This window comes from Methanoregula sp. (assembly GCF_041663825.1).
Lineage (GTDB): Archaea > Halobacteriota > Methanomicrobia > Methanomicrobiales > Methanospirillaceae > Methanoregula.
Map to the genome: position 1 here is coordinate 1 of NZ_JBAYLY010000020.1, position 20,663 is coordinate 20,663.

General features: G+C 47.3%; 16 protein-coding genes and 1 pseudogene. 7 read left to right on the forward strand and 10 right to left on the reverse strand.

Translation table 11 applies throughout. The features are described 5' to 3' along the window. The 4 genes and pseudogenes from WCX19_RS09620 to WCX19_RS09635 all read right to left on the reverse strand — a co-directional run. Window positions 1-213: pseudogene (locus WCX19_RS09620) on the reverse strand (S26 family signal peptidase); the annotation flags it as partial. Between the two features lie 230 nt (window positions 214-443). After that, entirely contained in the window at window positions 444-2,159 is a 1,716-nt protein-coding gene (locus WCX19_RS09625; RefSeq protein ID WP_373007531.1) for an ABC transporter ATP-binding protein, read from the reverse strand. Next, complete coding sequence (locus WCX19_RS09630; RefSeq protein WP_373007533.1) at window positions 2,110-3,282, reverse strand: SPASM domain-containing protein; 1,173 nt, start codon at window positions 3,280-3,282, stop codon at window positions 2,110-2,112. The genes WCX19_RS09625 and WCX19_RS09630 overlap by 50 nt, the downstream gene beginning before the upstream one ends. Further along, the gene (locus WCX19_RS09635; protein WP_373007535.1) at window positions 3,251-4,714 is read right to left on the reverse strand and encodes a radical SAM protein; all 1,464 of its coding nucleotides are present in this window, start codon (window positions 4,712-4,714) and stop codon (window positions 3,251-3,253) included. Before WCX19_RS09635 ends, WCX19_RS09630 begins: the two co-directional genes overlap by 32 nt. Window positions 4,715-6,509: 1,795 nt before the next feature. Here WCX19_RS09635 and WCX19_RS09640 point away from each other — a divergent pair. Together WCX19_RS09640 and WCX19_RS09645 are read left to right on the forward strand one after the other, a co-directional pair. Further along, window positions 6,510-8,351, forward strand: a complete 1,842-nt coding sequence (locus WCX19_RS09640) for a DHH family phosphoesterase (RefSeq protein ID WP_373007537.1) — start codon at window positions 6,510-6,512, stop codon at window positions 8,349-8,351. Between the two features lie 223 nt (window positions 8,352-8,574). After that, window positions 8,575-8,826: a hypothetical protein gene (locus WCX19_RS09645; RefSeq protein WP_373007611.1), complete on the forward strand. Its 252-nt coding sequence runs from the start codon at window positions 8,575-8,577 to the stop codon at window positions 8,824-8,826. A 284-nt stretch (window positions 8,827-9,110) separates the two neighbouring features. On the opposite strand, the gene WCX19_RS09650 is transcribed toward WCX19_RS09645, so the two are convergent. After that, window positions 9,111-9,764, reverse strand: coding sequence for a hypothetical protein (locus tag WCX19_RS09650; RefSeq protein ID WP_373007539.1), 654 nt, complete (start codon window positions 9,762-9,764; stop codon window positions 9,111-9,113). 299 nt (window positions 9,765-10,063) lie between these two features. Between WCX19_RS09650 and WCX19_RS09655 the strand changes: the two genes are divergently transcribed. Then, window positions 10,064-10,342: a hypothetical protein gene (locus tag WCX19_RS09655; protein ID WP_373007541.1), complete on the forward strand. Its 279-nt coding sequence runs from the start codon at window positions 10,064-10,066 to the stop codon at window positions 10,340-10,342. A 21-nt stretch (window positions 10,343-10,363) separates the two neighbouring features. Here WCX19_RS09655 and WCX19_RS09660 read toward each other — a convergent pair whose 3' ends face one another. From WCX19_RS09660 to WCX19_RS09675, 4 genes are all read right to left on the reverse strand, one after another. Continuing rightward, entirely contained in the window at window positions 10,364-11,173 is an 810-nt protein-coding gene (locus WCX19_RS09660) for a protein-glutamate O-methyltransferase CheR (protein WP_373007543.1), read from the reverse strand. 92 nt (window positions 11,174-11,265) lie between these two features. Further along, window positions 11,266-14,166: a methyl-accepting chemotaxis protein gene (locus WCX19_RS09665; RefSeq protein WP_373007545.1), complete on the reverse strand. Its 2,901-nt coding sequence runs from the start codon at window positions 14,164-14,166 to the stop codon at window positions 11,266-11,268. A gap of 34 nt (window positions 14,167-14,200) precedes the next feature. After that, window positions 14,201-14,713 (reverse strand): chemotaxis protein CheW, encoded by a 513-nt coding sequence (locus WCX19_RS09670; RefSeq protein ID WP_373007547.1) that lies wholly within the window; start codon window positions 14,711-14,713, stop codon window positions 14,201-14,203. A gap of 103 nt (window positions 14,714-14,816) precedes the next feature. Then, entirely contained in the window at window positions 14,817-15,713 is an 897-nt protein-coding gene (locus tag WCX19_RS09675; RefSeq protein WP_373007613.1) for a ParA family protein, read from the reverse strand. A gap of 314 nt (window positions 15,714-16,027) precedes the next feature. Between WCX19_RS09675 and WCX19_RS09680 the strand changes: the two genes are divergently transcribed. From WCX19_RS09680 to WCX19_RS09695, 4 genes are all read left to right on the forward strand, one after another. Next, window positions 16,028-16,378, forward strand: a complete 351-nt coding sequence (locus tag WCX19_RS09680) for a hypothetical protein (protein WP_373007549.1) — start codon at window positions 16,028-16,030, stop codon at window positions 16,376-16,378. A gap of 2 nt (window positions 16,379-16,380) precedes the next feature. After that, window positions 16,381-18,069, forward strand: a complete 1,689-nt coding sequence (ade, locus tag WCX19_RS09685; protein WP_373007551.1) for an adenine deaminase — start codon at window positions 16,381-16,383, stop codon at window positions 18,067-18,069. Between the two features lie 126 nt (window positions 18,070-18,195). Next, window positions 18,196-18,888 (forward strand): DUF2202 domain-containing protein, encoded by a 693-nt coding sequence (locus tag WCX19_RS09690; protein ID WP_373007553.1) that lies wholly within the window; start codon window positions 18,196-18,198, stop codon window positions 18,886-18,888. A gap of 178 nt (window positions 18,889-19,066) precedes the next feature. Next, window positions 19,067-19,621, forward strand: coding sequence for a CBS domain-containing protein (locus WCX19_RS09695; protein WP_373007555.1), 555 nt, complete (start codon window positions 19,067-19,069; stop codon window positions 19,619-19,621). Window positions 19,622-19,925: 304 nt separating this feature from the next. Here WCX19_RS09695 and tpiA read toward each other — a convergent pair whose 3' ends face one another. Next, window positions 19,926-20,594: a triose-phosphate isomerase gene (tpiA, locus tag WCX19_RS09700; protein ID WP_373007557.1), complete on the reverse strand. Its 669-nt coding sequence runs from the start codon at window positions 20,592-20,594 to the stop codon at window positions 19,926-19,928. Window positions 20,595-20,663: the final 69 nt, after the last annotated feature.

Genomic DNA, 20,663 nt, shown 5'->3' on the forward strand with positions numbered 1-20,663 from the left:
ATCCCCGATATTCATGTGGGGCTCCATGCTTCCCGATTCCACTGTCACGACTGCCGGCCATGTACCGCAGATCAGATAGAGTGCAAACGCAATGCACCCGACCACCGCCACGACCCAGATGATGTCGCGGGCAAGTGAGGCCGCCCAATGATCACTTGTCCGGAACTGCGTGATGAGGGACGGGGTATCGCGGGATGGAGGAGTGTCAGCCATGGGATCGACCTGTGATGCTGGTATAGTATTGATTCCTTTGCACATTAATCATGCGGGATGTCGAATCCCATCAGGGTTGAGTGGGAGAATGCTCCATTCCGAAGGAATGAAGCAGAGGGATTTGGAAAATCCCTCTCGCTGAAGGTCATCAGACTTGGGACAATACAAAGAAAGAAAGTAAGTAAACGATTGTCTAAAAGAAAAAAATGAAAATTTTCATGTGAATTTTTTTATACCTTTGAACGTTCTACGGAGGATATTATTGGAAAATTTTGAACTAAAATGGATTTAAATTTCTCTACATATACAATATTACTATTATCTTCGATATCCTTTGAATCATGAGTAATAATTATAATAATTTTGTCCGTCATTTGGTTAATTACTGAAAAAATCTGCTTTTTTGAAACAGCATCAATTGATCGTGTAAATTCATCAAAGATAATGATTGGTGTATCTTTTAAAATTACTCGTGCAAGAGCAATTTTTTGTTTTTCTCCACTCGACATATTTAATCCCGATTCACCGACATATGTTTCATATTTGTCAGGTAATTTCATTATAAACTCGTGTAATTCTGCCTTTTTTGCGGCCAAAACGATATCCTCTTTTGAAGCCGAGATATTTCCTACAGCAATATTTTCAAAGATTGTTCCATCAAAAATCAGAGAATCGGAAAAAACCATTGAAACTGATCGTTTTATTGATTTCCTATCTATTGAATTTAGATCTTGACCGTTGATTAAGATTTTTCCTTTTTCAGGGTAATAAAGTTGACAGATAAGTGAAATAATCGTCGTTTTTCCAGAACCATTATCTCCCATTAAATAATTACGACCTTTTTCAAAAGTTGCACAATAATCCTTTAAAATCGTCCTATTATCATATGAAAACCATACATTATCAAATTCAATTTTGGTCGGTTTCATTAACAATGGCTGGGAGCCAAATCGATCTTTTTTAAATAAAAAAATCTCACTGATTCTATCATAGGATGCTTGTGAACTTTTATAATTTGACCAAAAACAAGATATTTGGTTAATTGGTGAGAAGAATTGGCCGACATATGCCATAAATGCTGTTAAGGTGCCGATACTCATTGACCCATCGATTACAGCATAACTACCAAAAGTAAGGACGAAAATTGTGGGGATGCTATAAAGCAATAATGTTGTAGATGAATTCAGAGCAGATATTTTTATTCCATTAAACGATGCATTATTGTAATTCAATAATTTGTTCTTATATTTTTGATTTATCCATTCCTCTAAACTAAAAATTTTAATTAAAGGTAGAATTGAAAACGTCTCTTTTAAAAATGAAGATAGGCTGGCATTTGAATCCAGAATAGGTTTTTGCATCTTTTTTATCGCATTTCCAAAATACCATGAAGAGATCACAAATAATACAATTGGTGATAACACAAAAAATGTGAGATTTGGGTTTAATGAGTACATAATGATAAAAGGCACAAAAATACTAATAATTGCAATAACTAATTGGGGTATAGTTAAACTAACTATTTGAACAATCGGACTGATATTTCCAACAGTTCTTGTTTGTAGATCCCCGATTTTCAATTGTTGGATCTTTTTCAATGATGCCTGTTGAATTGTTTCAAATATTTTACTTGATATTTCAGTGAATAAAATAATTCCAAATTTGCCTGTAATTAGGTTTGAAAAGTAGCTGGCAAGGAAGGATAGTATAAACAATAACGATAACGCTGCTAATAATGGAATTAGTATTTGGTGGTTTTTCCCGATTAATACGTCATCAATGATCGAACGCAATATTAATGGAGAAATTATTGAAAAAACCATTCCAAAACCGCTTACGAGGATTATCCCAAAGATTTGAAATGGATGGGAAAAGATACACCCTTTCAACATCCGATTATATCCATGTTCCGGATGAAGGGTCGTATCCACATAATTGTTTTCCATATAACTCTCCTGTCAGTGATTCTTCAAGAGCTCTACAATCGTCGCATGCATATCTAAATTCACAATTTCCACATTTTTGAATTGTTCCCAAATGCATCTTCCAAAATTTCTCTAAATCCTTGCCATTATTTTGGAAAAATTGACTGAGGCTATTTTCTTTAATATTCCCGAGTCGTTGTTCTCGGAATATTGGGCACGGGAGAATATCCCCTCGCCAAGATATTGTAATACTGTTTCCAAGACAAGGGTGCATTTTACCATGATAGAAAAAACTAAATATATTTATATTTCGGATTTTTGGTTTTGACAGTAAAGGACTTTTTGGATCAATATTGGAAAAATCTTTTGAGAGAAGATCAATTGCAATATTATTATAGTTCTGAATTTGAATTTTATCAATTCGATTTGCTTCTAATGTTAAAAGATATGGAGTATCCCGAGTGATCTTCTTAATATTATCTATTTGAATTATCGGATTTGCGATATTTTTAATTTCATTGAGAAATTCTTTTGATATTTTTTTATCGTTTAAAATTATAAATTTATTTTTAAATGAATTCCCTGCATATTCCAGCAATTCACGTGTTTTTTCCCATATTAAAGATAAATCGCCACCGGTAAAGATGAGTGTCTGACAATCTAAATCTTTAAGATCGTCAATAATTTGTTTCCATTTATTAATTTCCATACATTCTCCCGATTCATTCCATTTATTACATCCCATACAGCCTTGACTTCTGTGAATTCCATAATATCCACAAAACCAACAGGACTGATCACATTGATTGTTAATCTCAAGAAATGCTTTTGCAATTAACAAAGGACGGTCTGTTTGATTATCATGAATTGGAGAACCAACCCGTAATTTTTGAATGAAAATATCCTTATCATAAAAATTACCCACGCAATCACGTTTTAATTGAAGTAATAAGCCGTTATTTCCATCAATTTCAAAATTATTCTCACACTTCTCAATTAGTTCCGATTCTTGTGAATTCAGCCGGTAAATTTTTTCATCAATAAGATCATAAATTGCTCCGCCTGATTTACCATTAATATAGTAACATTCTGGATTTAATCGAAAATACATACTAATCACCCATTGTTGGAGACCTTTTTGCAAGCCATGTGAAATAGTCCTGACTTAAAGACTCAATTAATACTGGATTTTTTTCAGCAAATGAAAATGCATCAGACATCTGTTTTTTAAAAACTTGTTCTTGATTACAAAACTGAGAAGCATTCTGGAACTGGGCACCCTTTGAGAACATGCAATAACAGTAAGGACATAGTCTGGAAATAGAACAGAGTTTACATTTATCTAACCGTTGTCTATAGATTTTGATGTAATCAGCAATTTTTTTAAAATTTAATCCTTCGTGGATATTTCCGATATTGAAGTAATGATTGATTTTTTCACACATGTGAAAATTTCCATCAACATCCACAAAGATTTTTCGTCCCGGAATACAGGCACCCGTATATGGAATTATGGAATTTTCACGATTGATAAGAATAGGGATCATATTTATCATTTTACTATAATTTAATCCAAAAATTCTATCAAAAAATGATGAATACTCTGCATTATTTTTAGTATTGTTCAAATAATATTTAAAAGCCGAATCTAGTTTTTTAAGAAATTGAGAATAATCCTCTTCAGAGAATTGGTTGTAATATTGACAGCCATCATTTAAACCTGGTAAGGTGGCACCTGAGATCTTGGGAATATCCACTCTGTTAAAAAAATCCTGTAACGCAAATAAATTGGATTTGTAATCGAACACTGTCGAAAGTTGACATTTATCATATCCTGAATCAGTCATTTTTTTTATATTTTCCATTATATCAAAAAAAGTACCTTTGCCATTTTTATAAAGCCTATTTCTATCATGTTCTTCTTGAGGTCCATCGAGACTGATAGAGATTGAAAAATCATGCTCCTGAAGATAAATCCATTTTTTATCATCAAGTATTGTGCCATTTGTAGTCATTGTAAAAAAGAAATTATACTCTGGATAAGAAGAATCTAAATAATCAACGCATCTTTTAATAAGATTAAAATTTAAAAGGGGTTCTCCACCATAAAATCCAACTGCTGGACGTCTATTTGGATTATATCTTCTCCCCTCCTTAATTAATGAAACATAATAATCAAGTGCCTTTTTTGCTATATTAAAACTCATTTTTTTCTTTGTGGGTTTCCGTGAATATTTATAAACATCAGAATAGACGCAATACTTACATCTTAAATTGCAATCTTCAGTTACGCCCAACGTTAATTGTAAAGCACCTTCTTTTAAAATAATTTTTTTTATAAGGTCGGACTCAATTTTTACCGGAGGATTTACAACTAACATTTGATGGAGTTTGTTAATTTTTTTGATTAATTTATAATTATATCCATACTCATCATCATCAATTTTTTCTTTATCTTTGGTAATGTCATATGCCTTATCCTGAAAATATTTCTCGAGACTGGGTGTGAGTGGGAGTGAAAGACCCGTTTTATTATCAAACCAATATTTGTTTCCAGATCGACTTATAAATTCCATATTTTCACCAAAAAAAATGATTGATTATGTTGTTATCTGGAAATTTCTATCTATACTGTTATCACGCATACCCAAGTTATTATACCCTAGATCGTAACTAGGATTTATAATCGGGAAACACGAACAATAGCAAGTACAGTTACAATACCAACTTCCATTCCAAACGGTTACTGTATAAACATCCATTTTTTTCCTCCATTCATTTGTTGTGGAAGGAACAACCCAAATGTTCATTTCTGATAAAACAAATTGGATTATGCCTTCGGGCAGGTTCGGGTTCATTTAGTGTGCAAACTTTGGTGAACCCGTCCTACGTTTATTGACAATCATCATGTCCGAAGTCTCATGACTTGTTCATGCAACGGACACTCCTGTCAACAGATAAAAAGGCAAAATTAAAATATATTTTAATTTATGGGTTTTTTTTCAGAGTTGTTAAAATATTTCAATGTCGATATGTTATAGTGTATCCTATAAAAAAAGGAATTTCAATGAAATATTTTGAATGTGTTAGAAAATTTTAATGGTGCTACAATTTTTTGCCTATAGAAAGCCTCAAGAATGAGAAATTGTAAGAACCTGTGAAGGTTACAGACAATCATTTTGGTGGTAATTTCTCTCATCTGAATCCGGAAATTTCTCGCTTTGAGATCGCCATTGAACTTTCCTTTCAGGACAGGGTGGTGGTTATGGTAATCTTTGAAGAGAGCCAGAGCAAGGAGTTGATACTAAATATAGATCTTCTTCGAGTATTTACATGAATAGAGAGATATTCTCGTTGACTTTACAACTGATAGCGCTGCTTGGATAAACCGGATATTCCGGCTCGCTGATTTCTTAATTGTCTCCTGTTTCTTTGACTTCACATCAAGAAAAGGAGACGCTGTACCTTAGATCTTTCGGTCGTCGGTACAATCTCTTTTGGATTAGGATTTCTACAGAGCAAATTTTTCAACACTTGAAAAAAATCTCAATCCCGCATCAGGGCCCCTCCCGGGGCACGGCGGGGCGAAGTGCGGTTTTATCCATCTTGATTCCGCCGCGGGGGCGCCCCGTCGGGGGCGGCGGCACTCCTCGCTCGTGGGGGTGTGGGGGCGACAGCCCCCACGATATCCCCTCAACACAATCATGATAATACAACCCGGTCCGGGAATTTCCGGAAAAGTCCGATGACTTTGCCGGGCAATTTTCCGGAAAGATCGATAACCTTGCCGGACTTTTTTTGAAAAGTTCGACAACTTTGGGGAACTATTTTAAAAAAATCCGATAACTTTGCCGGATAATTTTTGAAAAGTCTGGGAACTTTGGTGATTTTTTTTTTAGAAAGTCCGGTAACCTTGCCGGCTTTTTTCCGGAATGTCCGGTAAAGTCCCTGACACGATCAGACGTGGAGAGGAGTGTTTTAACCGCTCTTTTTTCCCGGAAAGTCCGGGAACTTTGGCGAACAATTTTTGAAAAGTTTGATGACTTTACCGGGCAATTTTAAAAAAGTCCGGGAACCTTGCTGAAATTTTTTGAGAAAGTTCAGTAACTTTGGTGAGTTTTTTCCGGAAACGTCCAAGTCCCTAACTAAAAAATCCAAAAATAAAAGAGCGGCTCAGGATGCGAAGATTAAAAAAATTCGAGTGGGTCATTTTCATACCGCTGACCTCATCACAACTAACATAACCTCCCGGTAACCATTCATGGTACACGCGAGCACTGCCGCGTGCCTGTCAATGTTGAACGATACCAGATATACAAAAATAAGCCGCCAACTATATCGTTTCGTTTCGCTTGCGTGAGGAGAGAAAAAATGGAAACAGATTCAGATATCATCGTCTACCGGCTGGCCGCGGGATGCGACCTGTCCGATGTCGAAGAAGGAAAAACCTATCTGGGCAAAGTCCAGGGTTTTGCAACATTCGGGATGTTTGTCCAGCTCAACGACCGGATCAAGGGGCTGGTACACAAGACCAGCATGAAAGCCGAGCACAAGGAAAAAGACAGCGTCCTTGTCCGGGTCAGGCAGATTCGCCCCAACGGGAACATCGACCTTGAAGAACTGCTGATCCAGATCTACCAGGTCCAGCAGGTCGAGCGCACGTCAACGACCGTCAGGATCGCAGACCTTGCGACAAAGCAGGGAAAGACCGTGGCCATCGAAGGCGAGGTCGCCCAGATCAAGCAGACCAGCGGCCCCACCATCTTCACCATTGTCGATGAATCAGGCACCCAGAACGTCGCCGCATTCGTGGAAGCCGGCGTCCGTGCCTTCCCCGAAGTCGAGCTCAACATGATCGTGCGGGTCATCGGCGAAGTCATGATGCGCAACAACCAGCTCCAGATCGAAGCCGATGGTGTTGCAGCGCTCACCGGTGATGAGGAGGCGACCGTCCGGGTGCGGATCGATACAGCGCTTGATGCACGCGCCGAGCCCGAGATCATAAAACCGCTCGTAAAAAGCGACGTGCTCGACAGCCTCATGCCCGAGATGCGCAAGGTCGCAAAGATCATCAGGAAGGCGGTCTTTACTGCACAGCCGATCATCCTCCGGCACCACGCTGATGCGGACGGTATCTGCTCGGCAGTCGCCATCGAGCAGGCGGTTGTCGCGCTCATCAAGGAGTCCGGCGGGGACTTTGACGCTGACTACTATCTCTTCAAGCGTGCCCCGTCAAAAGCTCCCTTCTACGAGATCGAGGATATCACCCGGGACCTGGACTTTGCCCTCAAGGACCACGCACGGTTCGGCCAGAAGATGCCGCTTGTTATCCTCACCGACAATGGTTCTACCGAAGAGGATGAAGCGGCCTACAAGATCGCCAGTGTCTACGACATCCCCTTTGTCGTTATCGACCACCACCACCCGGATGCGACCATCGACAAGTACCTGATCGGGCACGTCAACCCCTACCATGTAGGTGGGGACTTCGGCGTCACCGCAGGGATGCTCGGCACCGAAGTTGCCCGGCTCATCAACCCCAGAGTCGAGCCCCTCATCAGACACCTCCCGGCGATTGCCGGGGTCGGCGACCGGAGCGAGGCGCCCGAGCGGGCCCTCTATCTCGCGCTCGTGCGGGACGATTATTCAGAACAGGCCTGCAAAGACATCGCGCTCGCGCTCGATTACGAGCAGTTCTGGCTCCGGTTCAACGATGGCAGGGAGATCGTCAAGGATATCCTTAACCTGCTCGGAAACAGGGAGCGCCATACAAAGCTTGTCGGCCTCCTTGTCGAAGGTGCAAATACGATGATCGAGGACCAGATGAGCGCCTGCATGCCGCATGTCGTCTCCCGTGTGCTGCCTAACGCTGCGCATCTCTTCCTCATCGACGTGGAGATCCATGCCCACAAGTTCACTTTCCCGCCACCCGGGAAGACCTCCGGCGAGGTCCACGACCGGCTCTGCAAGCAGAACGAAGGAAAACCGGTCGTTACGATCGGTTTTGGCCCGGACTTTGCCGTGCTGCGCTCCAAAGGCGTGCACATGAACATCCCCCGCATGGTTCGTGACCTGCACAACGAGATCCCCGGCGGCGGAATATCCGGTGGCGGACACCTGGTAGTCGGCAGCATCAAGTTTGTTGAGGGCATGCGGGAAGTCGTTCTCGAGGCCCTCATCAAGAAAATCGGCGACGCACCGGTACAGCAGTGAGGAATCGTTCCTTTTTTTCCGGTTAAACTTAATCAAAACCCCGGAATCAGGGAATTTACAAATATTTCGGCCGGAAAAAATTCCGCCCGAAATTTAGCCAGATTAAATAGTTTCAGGTCAGGATCTTGTCACAGTTGACAAAAAAGTCATAAATTTAACCAACACAGTCCGCTATATTTATATAGATGTTGACCCATATGAATTCCTAATGCTGAGGCGAAACATGTCAACAGGCAAGAAAATACGTGAAAAGTACAACGAAACCCAGCACAAAATTGTTTCCTATCTTAACTCAGGGATAACCAAAGGAAAACACTACTTCAAGTCAAAGTACATTGCACAGGACCTCGGGTTATCCCCCAAGGAAGTAGGAACCAATATGGCGATCCTTGCCGAGATGTGCAAGGAGTTGTCCATTATCAGGTGGAGTTATTCGAACAGCACGACGTGGATGGTCACGCCCCGTGCCCTTTAATTTTTTAATCATCACCTCCTTCTTTTATTATGGCAAAATTAGAGTTTGAATGATCCATTGACTTTGTTGCTGACATCAACGAGAAAAAAGATTGCCTGATGTCACAGGATCCGACACAGGATAATCCCGGGATCCTCTGGTTCAACATCGACATCCCCAAAGGACACCTGTTCAAAGCCGGCGACCGCGTCAGAGTGATCGTGGAAAAGATCGAGTGAAAAAAACCTGATATGCGGGGTACTCCCGCCATTTATTATCCCGTTTCATCCACGGGATTTCCGGTTTCAGGTACTGGGACTGACTTTTTCATAGAACCGCAAGGGTGTCTCCAGGCTGATCCGGAACGAATCGATCGAATCGGTGCTGATGATCATATACATTCCCGTGCCCGGTGCCCGTACAACTCTATACAGGGTACCGGGGTACTGGATCTCGGCACCATCAAGGACATTTCCTTTTGCATCGCAGAGCACCATGCGGAACATCGCATACTGGGGATATTGTTCCGAGGTAACACTTATATTTAACACCCAGACCTCGTAGGGCACAGAAAATGACTGGGTAAGACCGCCCCGCGATTCCTCAATATAGGCAAAGGGAATACTGATCTCCTCACGCAGGGGAATATCTGAGGCACCAAATGACGACATGTACTCAGGCAGGCGGACGACCGGGTACGTGAACGGGTTGCTCGTATAATAGATCCGGTACGGTTTATCCGGGAGCCGGGGCGTCAGGTTTACTTTGGGGATCTGCGTGGGTACCGGCGTCATCGTCACGGTAACCTGCGAGACAGGCACAACCGTTGCCTGCACGGTGGGACTGCTGGAAAACGGCAGTGACGGAACTTTTGAAAGTGCGCCGGGGTTTGCGATAACGGCAATTACCAGAATGATCACAAACCCGCCAATAAGTGTGTAGAGATCCCCTTTGTCCACACTAATTCTGGCGTGTTTGCGTATAAAAACCGTGATGTTTCTGTGCTGCCGGGCAGTACCACCACCGGGATAATTTTTTTGATGATTTCGATTACCTGGCAAAAAATACAAGGATTTGCTGAACTTTCTACGACGGAAAAATTAATCGCAGATCGTACAAAAAAAGGGATTTGAAAAAAATTCTCTTTTGGTAAATCCGGCATACCAATTCATGAAGATAAAGAAAGGTTCCCCGATTTTCCTCTCCTTGTAATGAGCGGGACCAGATTTTTTTTAGACAGGAAAACTTTAGTATCGTCATGAAGCATATGGATGATATGGAAATTCCCGGCCTAAGGACGTGGGTAATTTTCTACCTTATCTCCTTTGTTGTACTCCTCTGGGCCGCATTCCTTTCGGTAAACGGTACGATGCTCTGGGTAAGCCTGCTGCTCGTGATCCTCGTTATCGGTGTCAACTTTGTCACGGTCTATAACCAGATAAAACTTCAGGCATCACGGAAAGCACTCCAGTCGGACCTGACAAAAAATATCGGGAAAGGTTCACTGAGTGAACCCGATGACCGCCCGCAGCACTGAAAATACCGGAAAAATGAGTGTTCAGCCTTTTTTTGTATAGATTTTCTGGATAGAATTGACCGGGGTAAAGAGACCTTCCACCTCGCGGCCGAGGTATTCGGTTTTACCCATCACATAGTAGCCATCGGGTACGAGCGCCGCATGAAACGTCCGTGCGAGTTCGTCTTTCTGTTTCTCGGTAAAGTAAATGGTCACATTCCGGCAGCTGATCATATCGAGAAACCGGGAGACCGGCTGGCCGCTCATGAGATCGTGGGGACGGAACCGGATCAGTTCCTGCAGGTGCGGCTTTACCTGGTAATTCCCGTCCGGCAACTTTGTAAAGTGCCGGTGGATCTGGGCTGCAGAGAGTTTGGCCATTGATTTCTCCGGGTAGATCCCTTCTTTTGCTTTTTTCAGCACGACCTCGTCGATATCGGTTGCAAAGATCTGACCGGAGAGGGTCTTATCCATCGCTATGATGTCGTGGAGGATAATGGCAAGTGAATACGGTTCCTCGCCCGTGGAACAACCGGCGCACCAGATGCGGATCGTCTTTCTGCCATGGAAAAGTGCGGGTATTACCTCCTTTTTCAAGAGATCATACACATCCGTATCCCGGAAAAATTCAGTCACGTTGATGGTGAGGGCATTTCTTAAAAGCTCGAGTTCCGGCGTGTGCTCATGGAGGTACCGGATGTATTGTTCGTAGGTTGTAGTACCCGTTGAACGCATACGGGAAAGCAGGCGCCGCTTGATGTAGTCCTCCTTGTAATTGGAACACTGGATCTTGATAGTCTGTTCGATATACCGCTTCAGAGCGGAAAAACCTTCATCGTTTGTTGTAGTCATAAAATATCCTCGTTGCCGGGAGGGGAACAGGGGGGTCACGAAGGGAAATTATTATTTTTACCCCGTCCACGCCCGCTCTTTTTCCCGGCTTGTCAGATGTTGAACTTCTCCATCATCCCACGGCAGCGCACTACCCTTGACGAGAGTTCCGCAGAGGCTCGTGCAATTTCTTCAGTTGATGCACTGGTCTCCTCTGCAAGTGCTGCCATGTCCTCCATATGATGCTGGTTATCCTTGGTTGCCGTCCTCACCGATTCAATACCTGACACAAGGCCGGCGGTATCCTGGGCCTGGCCTTCGGTTGCCTTCGTGATCTCGGTGACACCCTGGGACACCACATTTGACTCGGTGATGATCCGGTTGAGCGATTCGACGGTCATATTCACGCTATCGATACCACCCTTGATCTCGTCAAATGAACTCTGGATGGATGAGGCCGTGACCTCGCTCTTTGACTGAATGGATTTTATAAGGGTCTCGATCTGGCTGCTGGCCTTCTTGGACTCGCCGGCAAGGTTCTTTACCTCACCTGCCACAACAGCAAACCCGCGCCCGTGCTCTCCTGCCCGCGCCGCTTCGATCGCTGCGTTTAAGGCAAGCAGGTTGGTCTGGTTTGCGATGTCGGTGATCAGGTTGACAATCTTTGAGATCTGGTGCATCTGCTCGTTTAAGGCCGTAATCTCATTGACACTCTGGAGTGAGATCTTTTCAACGGCCTGCATCTTGTCAGTCGCCGTTTTGCCGATAGCGGCAGCGCGGACACCCTCCTGTGCCGCTGTCTCTGCATGTGTCATAACATCATGGGACGTGCTTGCGATCTCCTCGATCGAAGCCGAGAAATCTGATATGACCCCGGATATTTTCTCAACACCGTTAAGCTGGGTTTTTGCAGTATCGGTTGCTTTCTGGGCGGACATGGCAACCTGGTCGGTCGCCTTTGCAATCTCACCAGAACTTTTGATCGTGTCCTGGAGGGTCACATCCAGTTTCAGGATGGCATCCATGAGTTCGCCAATAACGGTACGGATTGCAAGGACCGAGGTATTGTAATCTTTCTTGAGCCGGACAAGAGGATCTGCATCGTCGATGCTGATCTGGTAGGTGAGATCCCCGCCGGCGATTTTTGCAAGGCCGGTCTGGAGTTCTGCCGCACTTGCTGACAACAACTCTGCACCGGCCTTTGCCTCATCCATCATTGCTTTAATCTTTTTCTCCTGTTCGCGCCGGGCAGTTACATCCACATAAACGCACAGGATTGTAGAGATGTTCTGCTGTGCGTCCATCATGGGAATGCCGTACTGATCGAGAATGTGGACACCGGTCGGGAACTCGATCGTAATCTCCCCGTAACTCCGCCTCTTCTCGGCGAGTACTTTTTTGAGCCCTTCACCGGCCTGTGAAATGATTTTGAACTCCCTCGCGTTCATGCCGTGCAGTTTTTCCTTCGAAATACCGGTAAGGGTTCGATACGCCTCGTTTGCCATGATGATCTTAAACGTGGGATCCATGAGCATGATAGGCATCGGGTTCTGCATCACGATCGTATCGGAACGCTTTTTGAGGGCCGCTGCTTCTTCCATCTTTTTTGCGAGGTTCTGCTGGCTGGTGTGCTGTTCCGTCACATCGTTATATACGAGGAGAATGTGCTCGATCTCGTTTTTATTGTCCAGTAACGGCATCACGTACTGTTCGAGAATATGGGTGCCGCTCGGAAGCTCCACCGTAACTTCACCAAACGCCCGGCGTTTGGTCTGGATCGCAACCTTGGCACCCTCGCCTTTCTGTTCGAGGATTTTTACATCGCGCAGGCTCATGCCCACAACCTTTTCCTGCGCATATCCGCTCATCTGTATATAGGCCGCATTTGCCTTGAGGATGGTAAAGGAGCGATCCGTCATCAGGATCGGCATCGGGTTCTGCTGGACTACCGTCTCGGACATACGCCGGGCTGCAGAGATCTCGTCCATCTCCTTTTTCTCTTCGGTGATATCGTTGTAAATAACAAGGATACTCTCGATCGTACCCCTTGCACCGGGAATCGGGATCCCATACTGCCGGAGCCTGCGGACGCCGCCCGGAAACTCAACGACGACTTCACCGGTAGAGCGCGTGCCTTTTTCGAGGACCTGCTTTAACCCGGTCCCGGTCTGCCCGAGGATCTTGAAATCCCTCAGCGACATGGAAAGCAACTGACTTTTTTCGATTCCGCTCAGTGCGATATACGCATTATTTACCACCCGGATTTTAAAACCGGTATCAACGAGCACAATCGGCATCGGGTTCTGCTGGACGATCGTCTCCGATCTGGCCTTCAGCCGCTCAATCTCCTCGTTCTTTTTGCGTTTTGCGGTAAGATCATCGTAGAGGAAAACAAGGGAGGTGACCATACCTGCATTGTCGAGCACCGGGATGCAGTACTGCTCCAGGGTATGCACGCCCGAGGGAAATGTGATAGTTAATTCCCCTACGGCCCGCCGCTTTGTCTCAAGAGCAACCTTGGCACCTTCACCGGAACGCCCGGTGATGGCAAAATTATGGATATTGGTCTTAAGGATCTCGCTTTCAGGGATCCCGCTCATCGCAATATACGAGGCATTGGCTTCAACAATGTCAAACGAAGGGGTGGCAATAAGCATGGGTACCGGGTTGTTCTTCTCCATGAACTCAAGCCGCCGTTCGAGTACGTCAATTTTCTTCACGTACTCCTCCAGTCCTGCTGCAGGAGTTCCTGCAGGCCCTGTCATACCGGACGCCGCAGTCTCCATCTGCCCAAGAGCAGAATTCACAGCGTCAACCAGCGTCGCATACTCGCTCCCGAAATGCGATGCTTCAAGGGGTTTCACCTCTTTTTTTGCAGCGGCCCCTTTGAGGGCAAGGGCAAGTTCCTCGTTCAACTGCCGAACATGCTGCGCAATCTCATCGGGAGAATTCCGTCCTGCCGGAGTAGTTGCTCCGACAAATAATGCCTTCCGTCCCGGTCGTTGTTCCGTCATATGTATCCCACGCTCCGTTATTCTTTTAAAATTGTTATTCTGCCTCGTGCATGAGGCCGTTTGCCGGGCCGCCTTTTGACCGGCCAGCCAGATCCACAAGCACCTTCTCCACATCAAGCCAGATGACGAGATCTTTTCTCTTATTCTCTGCATCATCTCCCGACATCTTGATGATACCCTTGACAAACTGGGAGAACTCCGATGATATCCCGGCGCCAATGTTCTCAATATCCGTCTCGGGAACCTGGCGGACACTGGAGACATCATCGACGATAATCCCGACATTGTTTCCTTTTGCTGCCTCGGGAACAAGGACGATAATCTTCTGGTTATCCCGTATTTCCTTGTCGGGAAGCCCAAGAAGCGTATTAAGGTTCATGATGTTGGTGATCTCTCCCCGGAGATTGATGACACCGGATATAAAAGGCGGCGCCCGGGGAATAGGAGTAATCGGTATCATCTCCACGATTTCACGGACAAGTTTAATATCCAGTGCATACCGCTCCCCGCCCAGCTCAAACTCTACTACTTCGATTATTGCAGTCATACGTTACCCCCCGTGGATTTGTCGGTTGCAGGTTTCTGAGGTTCTGCCCTAAAAGAGATATCAGCAGAAACGCTTGCACGCACATGCACGTTTTCGATTTTTGTTAGTTCCATTTCATCACCTCATCAGCAATTGTCCTGTATACGCCACCTGCGCTGCTACCAGGGGCGACATGCGAGATCGGCATGCCCTTTTTCTGGGCTTCATAGATCTCGGGGGAGTAGGGTACGGTATGTACTTCGGGAAACTTTTTCCCGATCTCAGTGAGCATTCCTGCCAGGCGTTCGTGCTCCTTTGCACGCTCTTCATCTGCGATCTTTTCTTCCTTTGTCGGGACATGTCGCGGGACAAGGAGCGACCGGAGCCAGCCTGCCAGATCATTCTTTTTATTCTCGTCCGGCACCGGGCATTCCATATCCCCTCCTTCACCCCAGCGCGAGATAATCGCCATATCCACGTGGAGATCCTTACCCAGGTCCTGTTTTATATCTTCAAAAATCGTAAAAAGCGGCCCGACGCCGTTGAGGGCAAATGACCCGGAATCAAGTGTGACAATAATATGATCTGCGGCAAAAAGCCCGTTAATCACAAACTGCCCCATGCTCGGGGGCGTATCGATAAAGATAAAATCGTATTTCTCCTTTAAGGGAAGCAGTGCGTCCCGCAGTACTTCTGCCCGCGAGGCAATCCCGTACAGGTAGGGTTCTGCCCCGACCAGGTCCAGGCTCGCCGGGGCAAGATCGATCCCGGATTCCGTGGACATGACGATATCGGTCATTTTGACCTGGGGAAAACCGTCCACCCGGCTCATGAAGACGTCATACATATTTTTCTGGGCTGATTCCGGGCTGACGCCGAGGCCGGCCGTTGCATTGGCCTGGGGATCGCAGTCAACCACCAGCACTTTTTTTCCCGCTAAACTACAAAACCCGGCGATATTCAGGCAGGATGTGGTTTTACCGGTACCGCCTTTATGGTGGGAGAATGTGATGGTTGTGATACTATCACCTTATTAAATTCTATGGGGTGAGTCTATAATAGGTTTACTCACCGGAATCAACGGGCAGAAACCGGTTTTTTTATTTATTTCCTTCAATCTGGGTTCCTTTTTCCAGATTTCGGGGTTCCATGAGATACTGTAGAATTTATCCCGGGCGTGTACTTCAGGAAAGATGAATGATGCGCCATACCTGCCCGGTCAAAATACGGATGTGTTTTAATGCGCGTAAAAAATCGCAAAACAAAAAACCATGACTGCGCCGAAATTTTGTTTTTGGGTATAGGTTTTTATGGATTCAATCTGACAACAAAGATATGACCGGACGTTCATGCCTGCTTCTGGGTTTTTTCCTTCTCCTTCTTCTCGCGGCAGCCGGTTGTACGACGCTCTCGGTCGGGAACGTCTCGTACGGGGCCGGTAACCTGACCGTCACAATTACAAACAACGGTGACCCGGGCGATACCGGTGTCCAGGTGCGGGTCTATAAACTGGACGAGTTTACGCAGCACGAACTGTTAACCACCGGAACAACGGTTACGCTGAATGGCACAGAGAACACCATTGAGATCCCGCTTCACCTCGACACTGGCAGGTACAAAATATATGTGTACCTCACTAAAAACGGGCAGCGCGAGACGGCGGTCATCCGTGACATTACGGTGTGACGATGACCCCGCTATATCCAGACCTGATCCCGGCAGCACGCGGCACGAAACCGGCTGACATGGTGTACCGGAACGCAGAGATTTTCGACGCTTTTTCCTGTACCTGGGAGCATAACGATATCGCGATAAAATCCGGCATCATTGTCGGGCTCGGCCGCTCGTACCGGGGCATACGTGAACAGGACCTCCACGGAGCATACATTGTCCCGGGTCTTATCGACGCCCACGTCCATATCGAGAGCTCGCTTGTGGTCCCACAGGAATATGCCCGGCTGGTCGCTTCCCACGGGACGACAACCGTAATTGCCGACCCCCATGAGATCGCAAACGTTGCCGGGGCGGCAGGAATTGAATACATGCTTGCCGGCCGCACCGGGTCACCGGTTGATATTCTCTACATGCTGCCATCCTGCGTACCGTCAACTCCTTTGGATATCGGGGGTGCCTCGCTCGATGCGGAGGCGCTTTTCAAATTTTGCGGACGCGAGGGAATCCTTGGCCTTGGCGAGATGATGAACGTCCCGGGGGTACTCGCAGGAGACCGGGAAATCCAGCGAAAACTTGCACTCTTTTCAGTCCGCGACGGCCACGCACCGCTCCTTTCCGGGGTGGACCTGAACGCCTACATCCTTGCCGGCTTAGAGAGCGACCACGAGTGCACGACCCGGGGAGAGGCAGAAGAAAAACTCCGGCGCGGGATGTATATTTTTATCCGGGAAGGATCGACCGAGAAGAATAGTGCGGCGCTCATCCCCATGGTCACACCGGAAAACGTGTCCCGGTGCTGTTTTGCGACTGACGACTGCCATGCCGATCTTCTCGCCCGGGAGGGGCATATTGACCGGTGTATCCGGACTGCTGTGGCGCTCGGACTTGAACCGGAGCTTGCGATCCGGATGGCGACCCTTTCGGCTGCGGAACGGTTCGGGCTTTCTGACCGGGGAGCACTTGCACCGGGCCGGCGGGCGGATCTCTGTATTGTTGACGACCCGGTTTTGTTTACCGTAAAAGAAACAATTCTCTCGGGAAAACCGGTAGCAGCATATCCCTCGCTGACTGCCGCCGTTTCCCTGCCAGCCACGCTCCGGTGTATCACGCCGAGCCGGGAACAGATACGGCTTTACGGATGTGGATCGGCACGGGTCATCGGGCTTGTTTCTGGACAGATCATCACCGAATCGTTGCACTTCGATCTGGATGCAGCCCGGCTTCCTGACCGGGAACGGGATCTCCTCAAGATCGTGGTCTGCAACCGGTACGGCAGGCCGGGGATCGGTACCGGGATCGTGCACGGCTTTGGTTTTAAGAAAGGGGCGATTGCCACAAGTGTCTCCCACGATGCGCACAACATTATCGCGACCGGTGCCGGAGATGAGGAGATCCTTGCCGCCATCGATGCCGTGATCCGGGCCCGGGGAGGAATGGCGGCGGTAAACGGGACTGATATAACCGTGCTTCCGCTCGACTGTGCCGGGCTCATGTCCACGCTGCCCGCAAGCGAGGTCATCGCGAGGCTGGATACTCTGCGGGAAGTAACCGGGACAATGGGAGGCATCGCAGAGCCGTTTATGCATCTCTCGTTTCTGGCACTTACCGTGATCCCGGCGCTGCGGATCACGGACCGGGGACTCTTTGACGGCGTGGCGTTCCGGGACGTGCCGGTGTTTGGGGGAGAGGAAACATCTTCGTGACCAAGGGGGAAGGAACTCCCGGTGCCCTACACTATAGTTCCCTGTCAGCCGGGCTCGTCCGTTCCGTGCAAACCCGATCCGGATATATAAGAGAACGTTTATGAGTGGTTCCGGCAAGTCTATGCTATGTCCAGATCACTTGTTATCGGGATCCTGTTCGTCGTATGCCTGCTTGTTGTTGCCGCAGGATGTACGAGCCAACAGGCCACTAAGACCGTAGTTACCCCAACAGTAACGATCGCCCTGCCTGACAGCAATGCCACGCAGAAGACGTATCTTTCCCTTGAAAAGGCACCGCTCAACGATACCGAAATCGCAGATATTATCTATCTCCAGGAGGCCGGGAAACTTGAGTATGATCTCAATACCGCACTTGCCACACAGCACCCGGATACAACGGTGTTCAGGAACATCGCCAATGCATCGAAAATTTACATGACGGCCGACAACGTGATCCTCGACCGGTACGGGATTACCAATCCTGAACATAATGAACCCGGCGTGTTTACCAACCAGAAACTCCAGAAGATGTATACCACGGGTGTCAACAATGGACTGATCTCCGTCACACAAGCGCTTATCACCAGTGCGACCTTCGAGGATATGCATATTGCAGATCTCGAGGCTGCGATCAAGCGGACTGACAACAACGACCTTATATTCATCTACCAGCAGGAACTCGCGGCCTCACGCAACAACATCCGGGCCCTCTCCCAGTGGATCACTGCGTACGGCGGGACCTACACTCCCACCTATATCTCGCAGGATTACTACAACCAGATTATCAGCACACCGCTGGAGCAGATCCCGCTGAAATAATTTTTTTGCCTCACGGGCACTTTTTTTTAATCAGTTATGGTGACGCCGGTATCGGAAAGTCGCCAGTTATGAACGGGCAAAACCCGGGCCGGTAACCTCACCCTTGTTCCGGAAACTCCCGGATTATTTTTCCGCAATCCTAAAGTTGATATTGCAATATCACCATCAGTAATGGCATATGCATATACCAAGTCCTGAAGAGCTCCGTTCCCGTCGCGAAACGCTGGGGCTCAGGCAAACCGAGATCGCAAAGAGGGCTGGGATCAGCCAGTCCATGGTGGCCCGGATCGAGGCAGGCAGCGTCGACCCCCGGGTCAGCACCTTAAACAAGATCATCCTGGTGCTCAATAATGCCGAACCAAAGAAAATTACCGCCGGCCAGATCATGCACACACCGGTGCTCTCCGTCCCGCCCCAGGCAAGCATCTCGCAGGCCGTGGAAATTTTTGAAAAGAACAACATCTCCCAGTTGCCGGTGATAGAAAGGGGTGCGCCGGTCGGGTGTATCTCCGAATCGGCGATTGTCAAAGCGATCGAGCAGCAGCGCCTCCATCACACGCACCTCTTTATGGTAAAAGAATTCATGGAGCCCGGTTTTCCCACGGTCCCCCCGGATATGGATGTCGAGACCGTGATTAACATCCTCCAGCAGAACCACGCGGTGCTTGTTGTCGAGGGGCGGGTCGTGAAAGGCGTGATCACCAAGCACGACTTGATCACGCTTATCGTCTGATGGTGCGGGACCGGATCCGGTATCGGGGGTGCGGTCCGGGCACGACCCCGGTTTTAGCCCGTGTCCTTTTGCACCGTTGACGGAATGCCTGTCAAATCGAAGTATTTATCAGGTAACAAAAAGACGAATTCTTGTTGTGGTTGATGCCACACAGGGGTTTTGTTACATGGCAGAAGAAACAGAATCAAAAGATATCAGCAGTATGACGGTTATCGGAATCGGTGTGGTACTATTCATTATCGTCGTCGGTATCTGGTACCTCTTCCTGAAGTAAATCAGGCACAAAATTTTTTTTTGGTTTTTTTTAAAGTTTTGAGACAAGATCCCGGAGCACAACGGCCGGATCTGCAGCTTTTACCACGCTTGAGGCAAGGAGCACCCCGTCAGTCCCGAGATCGACCGCAATCTTCACGCATTCACCGCACTGAATGCCTGCTCCGGTGAGGACCTTTACCTTCGGGTTCACCGCGTGGACCGCTGCGACCGACCGCTTTATGATCTCGGGGTTTGCCTTTGAGACCGAGACACCGCTCCCGATAAGTTCCGGTGGTTCGATGGCCACGTACTCCGGGCCAAGTGCAGCGGCGCCGGCACTCGTGACCTCGTTATTGGAACAGATCACCGCAGAGAGGTTATGGGCCTGGAGCGCCCGTACCGATAATTCGATCTCCGCAAGAGTCAGGCGCCTCTCCGAGTGGTTGACAAGCGACCCGGCCGCTCCGGCTGCCTTGAGTGCATCGGCCGTGATATGGCCGGTGTGAGCGCCGGGTTCATATCCGTCCACATGCTGGGCATAGACCGGAATCGCGAAATGGTGGCTGACAGGGTGGATGTCGATATAGCCGGGCGCGATACCAATAGTAACACCGCTCTCGCGGGCGACCAGTTGTGCAGCGGTGGCAATCTGGTGGGCGCGGTTGCCCGTGCCTTCTTTGTACGTCTTGAGATTTACCAGGATCAGGGGTGACGGCATCTTACATCATTCCTCGTGCTTGTGGTGTTGCACGCCTGTTCCATTCAACCTTTCGCTCCATACGAGTGC